Below are 16,305 nucleotides of genomic sequence, written 5' to 3'. Positions count from 1 at the left end.
AAATGAATACAAATTCTGCACAAGTAAAGAAGCCGCCGGCGAAGCAAAAAGAACGTGTTGTCATGGGCCTGCAAGCCATGGACTTCATTCAGCATGGTACCGAAGCATCGCTAGATATTGTTACGCCGTTGGGACAACGCCTCCATTTTAAAGCCAATTTCATTGGGTTTGATGACCAGCAACACATCTTCTTCACCATGCCTAAGTTGTCGAAAGGGGACTACGAAGAATTCTTTATGGAAGGGTTCAACGTTGACATTGAGGGGATCTCAGAGCAGGGCGAAGGCGCACTTATTAAATTTCGTACCCGCATAGAGCACGTTATATATCGTCCCGTTCAATTGTTGGTATTCCCCGTTCCACAGCAGGCGAAATTGGTCTTACTTCGTAACGAAATTCGATATGAGTTGCGATTACCGGGTGATATTCAGTTAACAAACAGAAAACTGCGTGTCGTGCTAACGGACGTGTCATCTGGGGGATGTGGATTTAGTTTCGATGCCATATCACCAGAGTTTGATGTTGACCAACGCATTGTTTTAGAAGTGGTAAACAGCGCAAACGGTGATACTTATGCGCTGAGTGGGGCAGTCAAGAATGGGCGAAAAAAACGCGGGAAACAAACCTATGGGATGGTGTTTGATGAGCCGGGTAAGGCTAACTGCCGACGCTTGCTGTCTGTACTGATCTATGACGGTACAAAATATGTGTTTAAGAGTCCCAAGAGAGAGGTATAGCGTGAATTTGAGTCTGTGAAGTTAAAGATTCGGATTTGTTTTTATTCATAATAACTGACGTCATGACACGTAACGATGTTGGTTTCATTAAAAAGAATCTATCAGCATGACAGAATTCACCTCTGACAGCGACTTTGTAACAGCCGCCGTTGTGGCTGCGGAACTTTTCAAGGCAAGGGAGATTGCCAATAATATTTCACTAACGGCGAGTAATGCCCGAGCCTTAGCCTTAAGAGCAGGTCAAGGTGCCGCAGGGTTTCGTGCTATTACTGACTTCATCGATATGTTGGCAGACAGTACGGTCAAGACGTCGGACATCATTAATATGAAGGCGGTGACTATCAGTGAGCTCGCGACCAATCTTGAACGTTTGGAACGAACCATTGAATACTATTCCGCGGCTGCAAAGTCGGTAGAAGACTGTGAGTATGTGAGCAGCATTCTCGTACCGTTAAAGAAAATGCAAGATGACCATTCGAAAATCACGCGTCAGTTTTACCGTGAAGTAGACAAACTTTCTGAATTATTAGAAAGCCTTTCAAGAGAAATTAAGACCGCATCAGTGCTCTCCGCAATGTCTCGTGTGGAAGCATCCCAGTCTGGAAAAGAGTATGAAGATGGACTCAATGTAGTTGCAGACAATGTATCTGAAGCCGCAGACAAAATTCAGCGACACATTATGGTATCTAGGTCCCTATGTTTTGACCTCGCTGACGATGTCTATTGATTATGACTAACAGGAATATTTCTGCATGTTAACGCACGAACTCTTTTCTTCAGAAACACATCAATGGTTTATGTTTGGACGCGACTTTTCAAAACCTGAAAAGATTATCGACACAAACCAATACCTAATTCGAACGCCGGGTGGTGCGTTACTGATGGATCCTGGTGGTATCGAGATATTCTCGGCGATGTTGGCATCTGTCGTAAAACAAGTGCCGATTGATCAGATAAATCACATTTTTGCTTCGCACCAAGACCCTGACATCATTTCGTCATTGGGGCTATGGGACTCTGCGCTGACTGGCACAAAATTGCATGCGCCTTGGTTATGGGAAGGGTTTATTCGGCATTTCGGGATGCAAAGTATTGAGTATGCACCTATCTCTGATGAAGGGGGAACGTTGGTGCTAAATGGGATTGAGATTCGATTTATTCCTGCTCATTACCTTCATTCATCGGGGAATTTCCACGTTTACGATCCTGTGGCAAAGATATTGATGAGTGGGGATGTCGGGGCCGCGCTAGAAGCTGAAGGCGCGCCGTTAGAAGTGGGAGACTTTGAAGAGCATATTCCTAAAATGAAAGGCTTCCATCAACGTTGGATGCCGTCAAATAAAGCGAAGAACGACTGGATTCGACGTGTTCGAAAGCTCGATATTCAAGCAATGTGTCCACAGCATGGACGTATTTTTACGGGCGATAACGTGGGTAAGTTTCTTGATTGGTTTGAACAACTAGACGTAGGCACGGCCATTAGAAGTTAGCATCGGCGACTTAGCCAGCCGGTTTACGCACGGCTGGTTACGTCGATGAACGCACAATTTCGCTACTCTCTAAATATCAGCAACAAGTTCAACGCTTCCCCTGGGTCAATTTCATGTTCGGGGTTGTCATCAAAAAAGCGAATAAATCCTTCCAAACGTGGGTCGTCTTCTTTTAGATGATGAAAGCCCATGCTCCAGTCTTTAAATTGCCGATCAACGATGGATTTACGCATTAATTCTACAATGCCGTAGTGGCGGTGATCTTCGCAAATCGTCTTGAATAGCGGTTCTAGTACGTCCTTTTCGCCTTCGATAACTTGAATGAAATCACCATCTTTGTATAACAACATACCGGTGACGTTTGCCTTTTCGTTTTTCATTCTGATCGCGGCGAGCATCTTTTCAAGTTCGTCGTCGGTGAAAGGGTGCTCTGCGCTGCTGATGTAAACGATCTGCGTTAATGCGTCACTCATCTGTTACTCCGTGGACCATGCTTTAGGGCGAGGAGAGAAACTACCGTATTTGAATTTAATTATGTCTCATAATTAATAATTTGCACGGACTCAGAGTGTTACGCTGAGAATGAGGGGTGACTCGCTGGGCTTCTGATGCTTTGGAGTCATCAGGTTGGCATCAATGATCGGGGCGTTTCACGTACAGCACGTTTGCCGCTATTCCGTGTTGATTCATGAAATTCAGCCATCGAATTTGATGGTGCTGTAGTTTGTCACCGGGGCCTTTGACTTCCACAAACTGGCAATGACCGTTTTTGACCATAAAAAGGTCAGGGTGACCGGACCGGTTGTTTTTTCGATCAAACAATATGCGTTCAAAACACGCAATGAGTTGTTCGGATGACAGCGAATTCAACGCTGCGGTAATGATTTCTCTATCAACAAGATCCCAATAGACCCAGTCATTCGCGAGTCCTTTTTTAGCATCATAAGTATCGAGGATTTGCGCAGTACTCGACGTTAGGGTGTGGAGGCGAGCCTGAATTTCTGTTTTTCGCACTTGTGTAAATTCAGGCAAATACATGTCTTTAGGCCCCCGCTGGAAAGGGTTCATAAACGCCCCTGGTGTGGGAATGAAAATGATGTCCCAAAATGCCAGTCCAAAGAGTCCATTAAGAATAAGGTTCTCACTGAACCAGACTTGCCAACCTTGTTGTCGAAAATGGTCGGCGCAGGCTTGTTCAACGCTGTTCTCAATCTCCAGAGTAACGGTGTTTTCGCTAAATGCATTTTTTGTTTTGGGCTGGCATTGCATCGCGCCTTTTTTGGCCAATTGTCTCGCGAGTCTTTCTGCCACTTCGCTTTCGTTCTCGTTGTCAGGGTGTTGGCGCATTTGTTCGACAACGTCTGCAGCACCCGCTATATCCCCTTGCATCAAGGCAATGCGCGCCAACCTTTCTCTTGCAGGGGGAAGGTGGCTTTGAAGATAAAGTGCTTTGGCTTGTTCATGTTGCTCCAATCTTTCTAAATCACGCGCGATCAGATTTACGAGCCGATTTCTTCGGTGTGCCAGCGGGGGCCAATCAGTTTGCGCGGGCAGTTTCTCTAAAAGATTCAGGACATCGTCACGCTGCTTGTTTTCCACTGTTTGCCAGTATTCATCGTAAAGGGAAGAGAGCGCTAACCAGGCTTCAATTTGATGTCTTTCATTGAACAACCTGTCTCTTATATTCAGGGGCACGGATTCGTATTGATAAATACCGAGGTCACTGACTACAAATTCACTGAGGTTTTGGTGTGCATTGCCAAAATAGAGAAGCAGGAATACAGGCATTACGTCATGTGAAACTTCAATACACCGATAACCAAGCGTCGGGGATGAGTCTGCTTGTCTCACTATTACATCGACTATCTCAGTTTTTTTAGCCGACGCTTTGAGTGTCAAAGTTTCAAATAAGGTAATCAGTTCCGGTTTGGTGTGCAGATCAACCAATACGTTGAGGTTTGGCCTCGTTGTGGTTGTGACGAGAGAGGATGAAGCAAGTGCGTCTAATGCGTCGGAAATATTGGGAATTTCTGAATACGCGAATTTGTCTTCTCGGAACCAATTGCCTTTACGCGAAAGCATGCGAACCAGCAATGCCTGAGCGGGCAGTGGAAGAGATTTGAAGCGGACGATCCAATCCGTTTCGCTGCTCGACAATAAATCGGGATAGCGTGACGAGACGGTATCGATGATCGATAAAAAGTTGTCCAGATAATAAAGCGGAGGAAGGGGATTAGTGACCGCAGTGTCTGCCATGAATATCGTCAATCAGTAAAACATAACTAAACAGAATTATGACAGCACCTCATGTGCTGCTTCAACGTCGACTGCAAAAGAGTTGGATAGGAACAAGGAATAGTGAGATTACTTATCACCGTGCTGGCTTGCTTGGTGCCATTTTTTGCGCAAGCCTCGTCAAATGCTATAAACAGTACACTTCCCGTAGAAGCCGCAGATTGCCTCATCGTGGACCATGACAGAAATATTGTGATGATTGAAGAAGCACTCAGTGGCAAATTCTCCATTCCGGGTGGGTCAATCATTGGTAAGGAAACACCGCAAGAAGCCGCAAAACGCGAGACCATGGAAGAAACAGGTTTGAATGTTGATGTGGGTAAGAAAATTGCGCAAACGTACAATTCTGCGGTTTATGCCTGCAAAGTATTGGGCCTTCCTCGATATTTTGATGACGCGAATGGACAACGCCTTATTTATTCTTGGTATGCCCCTCATTTTGGGAAAGAAGTTAAACGTGTGTTATTGATGCCTGATACACAGGCGATGCGTGACAAGTATCGTTTCCCCGAACATAAGTGGATGTTTGATAAATGGACGAAGTTAGTTGAACCCAGTCGGTTTCGCCTAACCAGCAATGCCCGCAGTGAACTCACTCCGTTTTATGGATACCAACTTTCGTGGCTTGAATCTTTGCGGGCAAAAACATTCAATGGCGGGCTTTCTTCAACGCTTGGAAACACGGTAGTTTTGGTAGGAAGCGTGGTTACGCCTGTTTTCTTCTTGCTGATGTTACCACTCGTTCGCACTCTGCTGGGGCACCGTGCGTTGTTAATTTTTGGCGCAGGGATGTTGACGCTCACATCCATCACCTTGATTCTTTCCACCCTTATACATGTCCCTCGGCCTCTCTACGTAGAGCCTATGTTTACTTATCATGACACCCTAGGTTTTACGCTTCCCAGCACTATGCTGGCTCTGACAACCTACGTTTTTGCCTGTGCTTGGATATTCTGGGATGAGGAAAAATACCCCAAGAAGCGTCTATGGGTTACTTCGCTTGGTGTCGTTCTGATGGCGGCTTCCACGGCAAAAGCAATGCTGCTTGGAGAGCACTATCCGACCGATATGATCATTAGCGTTTTGTTGGGTCTCGGCGCTGCTGTTTGCCTTTGGAAAGTCAAAGACCGGCGGTTTGCTGATCGCTCAAGAATCCTGACCTCTACGCGCTTTTGGGGAGCGGCATTTGTTGTGGTGGCAGTCATTGGCAGTGTGATACACAAACCTCAGCTTATCTATCTATCAGCCCTGACATTGGGCACTTTCTGTGCACTGATTTGGTTGAAGATCTCCCCCGTTTTTGTATCGCCGGGTCGCAGGAAGTACAAGATTGCCTTCTTTGCCGTTGCGACCGCGGGCATTTTCTTTCTTATGATGCTTGATAGGCACCTCACGGCGAACACCGCCATAAACGAAATCATTGTGCTGTGGAATTGTATTGCGCTTTGGACGATTTCTGTCTGGCTGTTGGTGATTTTGCCAAGAATTTTCTATCGCGCCGTAAAGCAATCGTGAAAGTAATAACGCCTGAACCTTACCTGAGAATAGACAGGCAAGCGTTAGAGGCGTCTTATTTTCCCATTAATCCAATGCTTTTCGGTGGTTAAGTAATCGATTGCGCTTTGATGCCTGTCACACCTGAGGTAAAGTAATTAGCCCCAAGCTTGATGAAGTAGGCGCACGGATGGCCTCTGAAACTGCGCACCTCTATGCTGTTTGGGATTAATGAATAAAAACAAATCTGTATTTCGCCATAAGCCGTAAGGATAAACGGCGACATTGAGGCATCAGGGAGCAAGATGTTACCAGCACTAAACCACCAATCTGTCGTTGACCCCATCGTTAGCCAATTTTTAGATACGCTGAAAAGCAGCGGTTTTAAAGGTGAGGTAGAAACGTTTTATGCCAGCCGATTAGCAGTCGCTACGGACAACTCTGTCTACCAAATGCTGCCTCAGGCTGTGACTTTTCCGACTTCCGTTGAAGACTTAACGCTTCTCGGTACCGTCTGCCAAGAAGACAAGTTTCAGGCTATTCGATTCTCAGCGCGTGGCGGAGGTACCGGTACAAACGGTCAATCACTGACCCAGCATATCGTCGTTGATATGTCTCGACATATGCGAAACATTTTGGAAATTAATCCAGAAGAGGGGTGGGTGCGTGTGCAGTCTGGTGTGGTTAAAGACGCACTGAATGATGCGTTGAGGCCGCACGGATTTTTCTTCTCCCCTGACCTGTCAACAAGTAACCGTGCGACCGTTGGTGGTATGGTAAATACCGATGCATCGGGTCAAGGTTCGCTTCGTTACGGAAAAACCTCTGACCACGTATTGGCACTCAAAGCGGTGCTGGTGGACGGGTCTGTACTCGATACTGAACCCGCTAACTTCTCCGATCTTGCTGCAATTTCGCCTACAAATTATGCGCAAACGGCACTAAAGGCTGTTTCTGAAATTTGTAAGTCCAAGCGCAGTGAAATTGATGCGAAATTCCCGCCGCTAAACCGGTTTCTTACAGGCTACGATTTAAAAAATGCCTATCAGCCTGAATCCGATGCATTTGATATTGCGCGTGTGCTTTGCGGGGCAGAAGGATCTTTGGCGTTTATTGCAGAAGCCAAACTAAACATCACTCCAATTCCTAAGGCTCGTACCTTAGTGAACGTGAAATACGACAGCTTCGACTCAGCACTTCGTAGTGCACCTGTAATGGTAGAAGCGAATGCATTGTCGGTAGAAACCGTTGACTCTCGCGTGCTCAACCTTGCACGAGAAGACATCGTTTGGAACTCGGTTAGCGACCTTCTTCAAGATGTGCTTGGCAAAGATATGCAGGGCATCAACATGGTTGAGTTTGCAGGCAATGATGACACGGAAGTCGCGGAGCAGGTTAAGTCTCTCTGTGAGCGTCTTGATGTGCTTGTGGAAGCGGGTGATAAAGGCGTAATCGGTTATCAGGTTTGTTCCGATCTTGCCTCCATTAACCGTATCTATAACATGCGTAAGAAAGCGGTAGGGCTTTTGGGCGCGGCAAAAGGCGCAGCGAAACCGATCGCGTTTGCAGAGGATACGTGTGTACCACCAGAAAATCTTGCAGACTTTATTGTTGAGTTCAGAGAGCTGTTGGATAGCCATAAACTGAATTATGGCATGTTCGGCCACGTCGACGCGGGCGTGCTTCATGTTCGTCCTGCACTGGACATGTGCGACCCTGAACAAGAAAAGTTGATGAAGACCATCTCTGATCAAGTCGTTGCCTTGGTAGCAAAATACGGCGGCTTGATGTGGGGTGAGCACGGTAAGGGTTTCCGTTCTGAGTATGGCCCAGAGTTTTTTGGTGATGAACTGTTTGCTGAACTTCGAAAAGTCAAAGCGGCGTTTGACCCAGACAACAGAATGAACCCGGGAAAAATATGTACGCCTTTTAACAGTTCAGATGAATTGGTGAAGGTGGAAGATAAAAAGCGCGGTGAGTTCGATCGACAGATCCCAGTAACAACCCGAGACAGCTTTAAACAAGCCATGGAATGCAACGGTAATGGCTTGTGTTTTAACTATGACACCAGCTCGCCAATGTGTCCTTCTATGAAGATCTCCTATGATCGCAGACACTCTCCAAAAGGACGTGCTGGCATTGTTCGCGAATGGTTGCGCTTGTTGGCGGAGCAGGGTGTTGATCCTATTGTTCTTGAAAAAGAGTTGATGGAGAAAACCCCCACGATCAGACAGATTTTTGCGCGTTTTAAAAATACATGGTCAGCCAAAAAAGAGGAGTATGACTTCTCTCATGAAGTCATGGAGGCGATGAACGGCTGTCTGGCATGTAAGGCGTGTGCAACGCAATGTCCTATCAAAGTTGATGTACCAAGTTTCCGTTCGCGATTCATTAACCTTTATCACAGCCGCTATCAACGTCCAGCCAAAGATTACTTGGTCGCAAACATCGAAACCATGCTGCCTTGGATGGCCAAAGCTCCGGTTATTGTTAACGCCTTTATTGAGCCTAAATGGGCAAGAGCGGCGACTGAAAAGGCGATCGGTTATGTGGATGCGCCAGTGTTGTCTGTTCCGACATTAAAGGAATCTTTGGACGGTCATCATGCAACCAAATTTGATTTGGTGTGGTTGCAAGCTCTAAGTGAAGAAGAGCGTGCTCGCTACGTTCTGATCGTTCAGGATCCATTTACGAGTTTTTATGAAGCGGACGTAGTGAAGGATTTTGTTACGCTGATTGAAAAGCTCGGTAAGAAGCCCATGCTGCTGCCATTTAAACCGAACGGTAAAGCGCAGCACATTAAAGGCTTCCTCAAGAAGTTTGCAAAAACCGCCTCTTCAACATCAGAGTTCCTGAACCAAGTGGCAGCACTTAATATTCCTATGGTAGGTGTAGATCCCGCATTAGTCCTTTGCTATCGCGATGAATACAATGAAATTCTGGGTGATAAGCGAGGGGAGTTTGTTGTGCATACCGCCCATGAATGGTTGCTCGAAGAGATCAATGATCAACCGGTTCGAGAGCAAAATGTTGATTCGGATGCGTGGTACTTGCTTGCCCATTGTACTGAAAAAACCAAAATGCCAAATGCAGAAGCCGAATGGGGGCGTATATTCACGCACTTTGGTGCCAAGTTAGAGGCAGTTTCAGTGGGCTGTTGCGGCATGGCGGGTACGTATGGCCATGAGTCTGACAAGCTTGAAACATCAAAAGGGATTTACGGACTGAGTTGGAAACCACGCTTGGAATCCTTACCCATCGAACGTTGTATGGCGACGGGGTATTCTTGTCGTAGTCAGGTCAAACGCTTTGAGCACAAGAAGCTTTACCATCCGGTACAGATATTAATGAAGTTTGCCTAACGCCGGTTAAAGCGGTTCATTCAATGAAAAAAAGGAAGTGTATTTAGCACTTCCTTTTTCATTTCTTACGTTCGTCTTAATAGTTAGGCGAGCCAAACTTCCCTGCCTGATAGTCTTACTCATATCTTGAGGGCAACAGGGAGCTACCTCTATGAGTCAGCTTCAGCCGCATATTACGTTTCATGGATTGTGCAGAGAGGCGTTGGATTTCTACAAGCAAGCTCTTGATGGTGAAGTGCTGACTTTGCAGACGTTCAATGACTCACCGGTTGAGTTTCAGCAGCACGTATTAGATCGCGTAATGCACGCAGAGTTTGTATCGCCAGAGGTGTCATTTTTCGCGTCGGATGGACTGGATGGCTCGCTCGCACAAGGCTCTGGTGATGTCGCGTTGCATGTCAGTTTTGATGATGAAAAACGTCAGAGCCATGTGTTCAGTGCACTGGCTGATCAAGGGCAAGTCGTCATGCCTCTCGATTATACGTTTTGGAATGTCCGCTTTGGCATATTGACGGATAAATTTGGTATCCGATGGATGTTAAGTTGCTCAGTCAAATCAAATGAATAAAGCCCCGAGATATGGGGCTTTAGGTGGGGTATAACGCTATTCTTCGTTTGGACTTAACCAGCGATAAACGACACCTGCAATGAGAGCACCAATGATGGGTGCGACCCAAAACATCCACAGTTGAGCCATTGCCCAATCACCGACAATCAGTGCAGGGCCGGTACTTCTCGCCGGGTTTACCGACGTATTGGTTACCGGAATACTGATAAGGTGAATCAAAGTAAGGGAAAGACCAATAGCAAGTCCTGCAAATCCGGGGTTAGCGAGATGATGCGTTGCACCTAGAATGACAATGAGGAACATAAAGGTCATTACTACTTCGGTAATAAACCCTGCTTGCATGCTGTATCCACCCGGAGAGTGAGCACCGTATCCGTTGGATGCTAGCCCGCCGGCCAGATCAAAGCCGGGTTGACCGCTCGCGATGATATATACCGTGAATGCACCCACGATGGCACCAGCGACTTGCGCGACAATATAAGGGAGTAACTCAGTGGTCGGAAACCGGCCGCCGGCCCAAAGGCCAATAGACACAGCAGGGTTGAGGTGGCACCCCGAAATGTGGCCAATGGCATAAGCCATTGTCAGCACCGTTAAACCGAACGCGAACGCCACACCCAGAAAGCCAATACCTAGCTCTGGGAATCCTGCAGCGAATACTGCGCTGCCACAACCCCCAAGGACTAGCCAAAAAGTGCCAATAAATTCTGCTGTTAGCTTTTTCAACATAACATAACCTTCCTTTCTACGTTTTTATTCGTAGGGAGCTTATTCAGATAACGCGTATCAAGAGCAAACGTGAACACATAGTTACTCAACGATGCGGAAATGCGAAAAACCGGCCCGAACATACACCTAAACCCCCTGATTTCTGCATTTTCAGGTTGTTTGGACATAAGCATTTGCTTTTAGGGTAGGTAATCCATCAACAAGCTGCCAAACGTAGTTAAGACTGGGAAGGGCAACTATGTGTCACATTGCATTTCCAAGGCTGTTTGGTCGCGTGTTTATCTGTCATGTGATAACGTTAATAATCAAAGCGTTGCTTGGTTAGGAGAGAATGATGGTTAAGATTACATTTATTGTCGGGCTCATCGTTCTGGGATTTCTTGCCGCAAAATTCCTTGATGAAAAATCGCAAAAGAAAGTTGTGATTGGGATGGGCATTGTCGCGGGTATCGCATTTCTCTCGCTCGTGGTGTCTGAACTTTTGCGTTAGCGTCGCGTTTGAAAGCCTTATCGGCAAGAAAGAAAAAGCGAACCATTGGGTTCGCTTTTTTTGATGCTATCGGGCTGCAGGTCGGTTTCTACCGCCTGATGACGGGCGTTTTTTCCCACCACCTATTGGCTTGTTACCGTTGTTGCTAGAAACCTTCGGTTTCCCGCCTTTATTAATGGCAGGTTTACCTTTGCCGTTGGAACCTGTTGGTGCATTGCCAGCAGGCTTGCCATTTTTGCCGCGTGCCTGTGGTTTGCGAATATCTGGTTGATTTGGATGCTTGGTTGCAAAGTGCTTAGCACCGTGACGGCTAGAGCCACGACGTTGAGTCATTGCCATCATTTCTTCTTCGCTGCCTTCGCGAGGTACCAGACAACCTGGACGATCACCAATTAGGTGACGTTTACCCATATCCACCAACGCTTCACGAAGCAACGGCCAGTTTGCTGGATCATGATAACGCAAGAAGGCTTTGTGCAAACGACGCTGGCGTTCGCCTTTGGCAACAAACAGATCTTCACGCTTCTTGTACTTAACGCGTTTCAATGGGTTTGTTTCCGCATGGTACATGGCCGTTGCGTTACACATTGGTGATGGGTAGAAGTTCTGTACCTGATCGCAGCGGAAGTCGTTTTCCTTCAGCCACAACGCCAGATTCATCATATCTTCATCGGTACAACCCGGGTGCGCTGCAATGAAATAAGGGATCAGGTATTGCTTCTTGCCTGCTTCTTTTGAGTACTTTTCAAAAAGCTCTTTAAAACGATGATACGAACCCATGCCTGGTTTCATCATCAGATCTAATGTGCCTTTCTCGGTATGTTCAGGTGCAATTTTTAGGTAGCCACCGACGTGGTGTGTCACGAGTTCTTTCACATACTCTGGTGATTCGATAGCCAAATCGTAGCGAACACCTGATGCGATAACGACTTTCTTCACGCCTTGCATGCTGCGCACTTCGCGATAGAGATCGATAGTGTGCTTGTGATCAGTGTTTAGCTTTTCACAAATTTTTGGGAACACACATGAAGGACGACGGCAATTTTTCTCTGCACGTGGGTCTGAACAGCCAAGACGGTACATGTTTGCTGTTGGGCCACCAAGGTCAGAGATCACACCGGTAAAGCCCGGTACTTTCTCTTTGATCTCTTGAATCTCACTCAAGATGGAATCCTGAGAACGGTTTTGGATGATACGGCCTTCGTGTTCGGTAATCGAACAGAAAGAACAACCACCAAAACAACCACGCATGATGTTGACCGATGTTTTGATCATTTCATACGCAGGGATTTTTGCATCGCCATAACGAGGGTGAGGAACACGTGCGAATGGCAAGCCGAACACATAGTCCATTTCTTCCGTCGTTAGTGGGATTGGTGGTGTGTTGACCCACAACTCGCGCTCACCGTGTTTTTGAATCAAAGCGCGTGCAGAATAAGGGTTGGTTTCCAAGTGCATAACACGGCTAGCATGTGCATAAAGAATGCGGTCGTTCACCAGCTTCTCGAATGAAGGGATACGCACATAGCTGTTTTCGGCATCGTGGCGAGAAGGACGAACCATCACGGGTTTCGCGGGTTTGTCTTCTTCTTTGTTGGTTGCACATGCAGAATCCGTGGCATACGGATTTAGCATCGCCATGGCCTTGCCAGGTTTGTCGATGCGCGAGCTATCAATCTCTGTCATTTCTTCCGGTGCACTTTTCAGCATGACTGCTGTACCCGGAATACGTGTCATTGTGCTCACATCTTCACCGCGAGATAGGCGATGAGCAACATCAATTAATGCACGCTCGGCATTACCAAATAACAGAATGTCAGCTTTGGCATCACAAAGGACTGAACGACGGACTTTGTCTGACCAATAATCGTAGTGTGCGAGACGACGAAGGCTGGCTTCAATACCACCCAATACAATCGGTGTCTCTTTATATGCTTCGCGACAACGTTGAGAGTACAACAACACAGCACGATCAGGGCGTTTACCGCCTTCATTACCTGGTGTGTAGGCATCGTCATGACGAGGTTTTCTGTCGGCGGTGTAACGGTTAATCATGGAGTCCATGTTACCCGCGGTAACGCCAAAGAATAGGTTAGGTTGGCCTAGCGCCATAAATGCGCTTTTATCCTGCCAGTCTGGTTGAGCGATAATACCGACGCGGAAACCTTGCGCTTCCAGTACACGACCGATGACAGCCATACCAAAGCTTGGGTGATCGACATATGCGTCGCCAGTGACGATGATGATGTCACAGCTATCCCAACCGAGTTGGTCCATTTCCTCTCTGCTGGTTGGCAGAAAAGGAGCGGTACCGTAGCACTCAGCCCAGTATGGTTGGTATTCGTTTATTGGAGTAACAGAATTGCGCATTTTTTAACCTCTTTCTCGCAAGGCGGCAATTATAGCGGCTTGAGCAGGCGAGAGCCAGAACGATTAAACCTCCAATTTTGCAAGGTTTTTGAGAAAGAGGTGCCGCATTTCGATGAAATGCGGCTTTTTTACTTAGAATCGGTAGGTTATACCCAAAGAAAGTAGGTATTGGCTTTCGTTGTAAAACGCAATATTTGAATCGATGTGGCTGTATCCAGCCAGTGAAATCAGAGACAAAGGATGTATCTCAAAGAGGTGCGCGTATTCGTACGCTAAAAACGCGCTGTATTCGTTGTCATTTCGTGCGATACCAAACGCAGGGTTGACGGCGTCGTAATCTCGGTAGTTAAAGCTACCAGTCAGGACGATTTTATTGCGGCCTAAAAAGCTAAAGTAAGTGAGCTCTCCACCGAAGGTTTGGTGAGACATGGCATCGCCGTCTGCATCATGCTTTAAATAGACAAACGCTGGCGTCACACCCAACCCTTTGCCTAAAAACTGTCGGTAGCTCAATTTGGAGTAAAAAGTGTCACCTTCGCGAGCCAATGTTTGCTGTTGTTGCGCTGTTAAACCAAGGCTTGAGCCACTTTGTTCATTGTCGAACTCGGTTTGTGCATATGCCATATCGAGTGACCACATTGAGCCTGCGATGCGGTCAAGTTGGAGGCGGTAAGCGTTGCCCGTTTTCTCTGTTTCTGTTCTTGGCGAACCTATCAGAAATGGATCAGCCCATACGTCCTCTGCTAACAAAGTTGGTAAGTAGGAAACGGAAATTTGTGTTCCAGATTTCAGCTCTTGTTTGTAGCCAACCTCCAGAGCAACAATGCCAATGGCAATGTCCTCGCGAGATGTTCCAACGAAGATCTGTTTATCCAGTCCTTCGCCAAACGTAAACTTTGCGTTGCCAAGGGGGCCGAAAATAGCATCACTCTCTCTGCTACCTTCCGTGTTCAATGAGCCTGTTTTCGTGTCATTGGCATTCGTGGAGAGATTAGAGTCGGTTGAGGCGATGCCACCGAGAACTGATATTTCACCGGTTAAGCCTCCACGTTCAGCGAGGCCAGCAGAGGCACAAAGTGGCAAGATGGAGAAACAGGTGAGCAAAAGCGTGGTTTTCATTATATATCCGTCCCTGAATGGCGAACTTTCCGCTCTTGAAAGCGGGAATATTATCGTATTTGCAACGTTACCCTAACAAGTTGTAGTGCATAGAAACAAGTTTGAAAACCGATACTTGCGTGGAATTGACATTTAGCCGTGCTCTATCGCGGTTATTAGCGTCGCGAGATGCTGTATTTTGACATTCGACAACTGCCGATAATCAAAGTACGGGCAAATCAGAATGGGTTTATTCGGATGTTTGGCGAACTCATGGTCTAGCCAGACACACTGCTCAGCGATACCGAGTTTAGTGGCATGGGTTCGCCCCGCAATAATGTGAATGACTTGGTTGCCTTCAAATTGCCCCTCAGAGACAGAACCAAAGTGTAATGCCGTTGCTGAATGAGATTGGAGAAGGGTTTCGTCTCTAAAGCGTTGCCAAGTCGTCAAATTTTGAGGGTGCCATTGAGACGATTTTGGCAAATCAAACAGCAGTTTTGCATAGACATTAAACACCTTGCGCCAACCGTTTCCCCCTAGGTCGCCTAACGACTTAATGTCACCTATTCGTAATGAGGTCGTCGAGCCAAACTCGGGCTCTTGGCCCAGTAATTCTGCGAGAGGGGCTGCTTTTTTTACGTAGACGTTAAACGTGGCAGTAGGACTGCCGATGGAAAAGGTATTCAATGATGTCCCTACTTATGTTCTTGTACGAAGTCGATAAACGCGCGGTCAGCGAGAGAAAGGTAGCCTTGCTTTCTCCATGCCATCGCAATATCGAGTGTGACGGGTTCTTCGAAGGGGATAGCAACCAAGCCCGGCTCATGCTCGGTAACAAGCTCTAGTAAGGCTGTAATAGCAAACCCATGCCTGACAATGTTTAAGATCATGGCGAGTAAATTGGTTTCAAACGACAGATGCGGCTCGATATTATTCTCACTGCAGACCCTATCAATAAACTCTCGATGAAAGTATCCCTTTTTAAACATCACTAGCTCTTCATCGAAAAAGGCACGAAAGCTAATTGATTTTTGGTTTGCTAAAGGATGCTCCTGGCCTGTTACAGCGACCATCTGTGACGTGATGAGGTGTTTGGTTTCTAATGCTGAAGGCACGTCTCGGTTGTGGATGACACCAATATCCAATTCGCCATCCAAAAGCATTTGCCGAATCGATTGCGTACCAGCTTCAACAACGATCAGTTTTAAATCCGGATATTTCGATTTAAATCCCATCAAAATGGGTGGGAAAAAATAGGAACCAAGCATGCCGGGAACACCAACGCGCACTTCACCTTTCTGAAGCCCTCGTAGCTCCGCCATTGCCATATTTGCGTCTTGGACTTGTTGAAGAATACGTTGAGCATGCACCCGTAACACCTCTCCTTCATGGGTCAGGTGAACTTGCTTTTCATTTCGGTCAAAAAGCGGTAGACCAATGGCACTTTCCAGTTTTTTTATGGCAACACTGAGCGCAGGCTGTGCGATATGGAGGTGCTTAGCTGCACGGGTGAAGTTCTTTTGTTCTGCAACACACAGAAAATATCTAAGTTGTCGAACGTCCACGTTGACTTCCCTTTAACGAGATCAAAAAGATCTAGAACCCATAAAATGAATATATTTCTTTTATCATAACTTCGCTGTTAATTTTACTATCAGACCTGTTAATT

The 16,305-nt window shown here is 46.6% G+C and carries 14 protein-coding genes; 7 read left to right on the top strand and 7 right to left on the bottom strand.

Annotated features, from left to right (window positions below; all coding sequences use genetic code 11):
- Nucleotides 1-2 precede the first annotated feature (2 nt).
- From LRP49_RS21360 to LRP49_RS21350, 3 genes are all read left to right on the top strand, one after another.
- Nucleotides 3-737, top strand: coding sequence for a flagellar brake protein (locus tag LRP49_RS21360; protein ID WP_274144808.1), 735 nt, complete (start codon nt 3-5; stop codon nt 735-737).
- A 106-nt stretch (nt 738-843) separates the two neighbouring features.
- Nucleotides 844-1,464 (top strand): chemotaxis protein, encoded by a 621-nt coding sequence (locus tag LRP49_RS21355; protein WP_274144806.1) that lies wholly within the window; start codon nt 844-846, stop codon nt 1,462-1,464.
- A 25-nt stretch (nt 1,465-1,489) separates the two neighbouring features.
- Nucleotides 1,490-2,227 carry an oxygen-binding di-iron domain-containing protein gene (locus LRP49_RS21350; RefSeq protein ID WP_274144805.1) on the top strand — a complete coding sequence of 246 codons (738 nt, stop codon included), beginning with the start codon at nt 1,490-1,492 and terminating at the stop codon, nt 2,225-2,227.
- A 62-nt stretch (nt 2,228-2,289) separates the two neighbouring features.
- Here the strand turns inward: LRP49_RS21350 and LRP49_RS21345 are convergent, their stop codons facing one another.
- On the bottom strand, nt 2,290-2,700 hold the full coding sequence (locus LRP49_RS21345) for a BLUF domain-containing protein (RefSeq protein ID WP_274144803.1): 411 nt from the start codon (nt 2,698-2,700) through the stop codon (nt 2,290-2,292).
- 160 nt (nt 2,701-2,860) lie between these two features.
- Entirely contained in the window at nt 2,861-4,483 is a 1,623-nt protein-coding gene (locus LRP49_RS21340) for a VRR-NUC domain-containing protein (protein WP_274144802.1), read from the bottom strand.
- Nucleotides 4,484-4,585: 102 nt separating this feature from the next.
- Here LRP49_RS21340 and LRP49_RS21335 point away from each other — a divergent pair, with 102 nt between their 5' ends.
- The 3 genes from LRP49_RS21335 (at nt 4,586) to LRP49_RS21325 (ending at nt 9,946) form a co-directional block, all read left to right on the top strand.
- Complete coding sequence (locus LRP49_RS21335; protein WP_274144800.1) at nt 4,586-6,037, top strand: bifunctional NUDIX hydrolase/phosphatase PAP2 family protein; 1,452 nt, start codon at nt 4,586-4,588, stop codon at nt 6,035-6,037.
- A 284-nt stretch (nt 6,038-6,321) separates the two neighbouring features.
- A complete protein-coding gene (gene ydiJ / locus LRP49_RS21330) occupies nt 6,322-9,378 on the top strand; it encodes a D-2-hydroxyglutarate dehydrogenase YdiJ (RefSeq protein WP_274144798.1) in 3,057 nt (1,018 codons plus the stop codon).
- A gap of 151 nt (nt 9,379-9,529) precedes the next feature.
- Complete coding sequence (locus LRP49_RS21325; RefSeq protein ID WP_274144796.1) at nt 9,530-9,946, top strand: VOC family protein; 417 nt, start codon at nt 9,530-9,532, stop codon at nt 9,944-9,946.
- A 36-nt stretch (nt 9,947-9,982) separates the two neighbouring features.
- On the opposite strand, the gene aqpZ is transcribed toward LRP49_RS21325, so the two are convergent.
- Nucleotides 9,983-10,675, bottom strand: a complete 693-nt coding sequence (gene aqpZ / locus LRP49_RS21320; RefSeq protein WP_274144794.1) for an aquaporin Z — start codon at nt 10,673-10,675, stop codon at nt 9,983-9,985.
- A 334-nt stretch (nt 10,676-11,009) separates the two neighbouring features.
- On the opposite strand from aqpZ, the gene LRP49_RS21315 reads away from it, so the two are divergent.
- Nucleotides 11,010-11,165 (top strand): hypothetical protein, encoded by a 156-nt coding sequence (locus tag LRP49_RS21315; protein WP_274144792.1) that lies wholly within the window; start codon nt 11,010-11,012, stop codon nt 11,163-11,165.
- 66 nt (nt 11,166-11,231) lie between these two features.
- Here the strand turns inward: LRP49_RS21315 and LRP49_RS21310 are convergent, their stop codons facing one another.
- The 4 genes from LRP49_RS21310 to LRP49_RS21295 all read right to left on the bottom strand — a co-directional run bounded on the left by LRP49_RS21310 (nt 11,232) and on the right by LRP49_RS21295 (nt 16,201).
- Nucleotides 11,232-13,535, bottom strand: coding sequence for a YgiQ family radical SAM protein (locus LRP49_RS21310; protein WP_274144790.1), 2,304 nt, complete (start codon nt 13,533-13,535; stop codon nt 11,232-11,234).
- A gap of 132 nt (nt 13,536-13,667) precedes the next feature.
- The gene (locus LRP49_RS21305) at nt 13,668-14,654 is read right to left on the bottom strand and encodes a DUF2860 domain-containing protein (RefSeq protein WP_274144788.1); all 987 of its coding nucleotides are present in this window, start codon (nt 14,652-14,654) and stop codon (nt 13,668-13,670) included.
- Between the two features lie 132 nt (nt 14,655-14,786).
- Entirely contained in the window at nt 14,787-15,323 is a 537-nt protein-coding gene (locus LRP49_RS21300) for a DUF6942 family protein (RefSeq protein WP_274144786.1), read from the bottom strand.
- 8 nt (nt 15,324-15,331) lie between these two features.
- Entirely contained in the window at nt 15,332-16,201 is an 870-nt protein-coding gene (locus LRP49_RS21295; RefSeq protein ID WP_274144785.1) for a LysR family transcriptional regulator, read from the bottom strand.
- Between the last annotated feature and the right edge of the window lie 104 nt (nt 16,202-16,305).

The organism is Enterovibrio qingdaonensis, assembly GCF_028683135.1.
Lineage (GTDB): Bacteria > Pseudomonadota > Gammaproteobacteria > Enterobacterales > Vibrionaceae > Enterovibrio > Enterovibrio qingdaonensis.
Note: the sequence above shows the minus strand (reverse complement) of the source record. Positions and strands in the feature narration are given on the sequence as shown.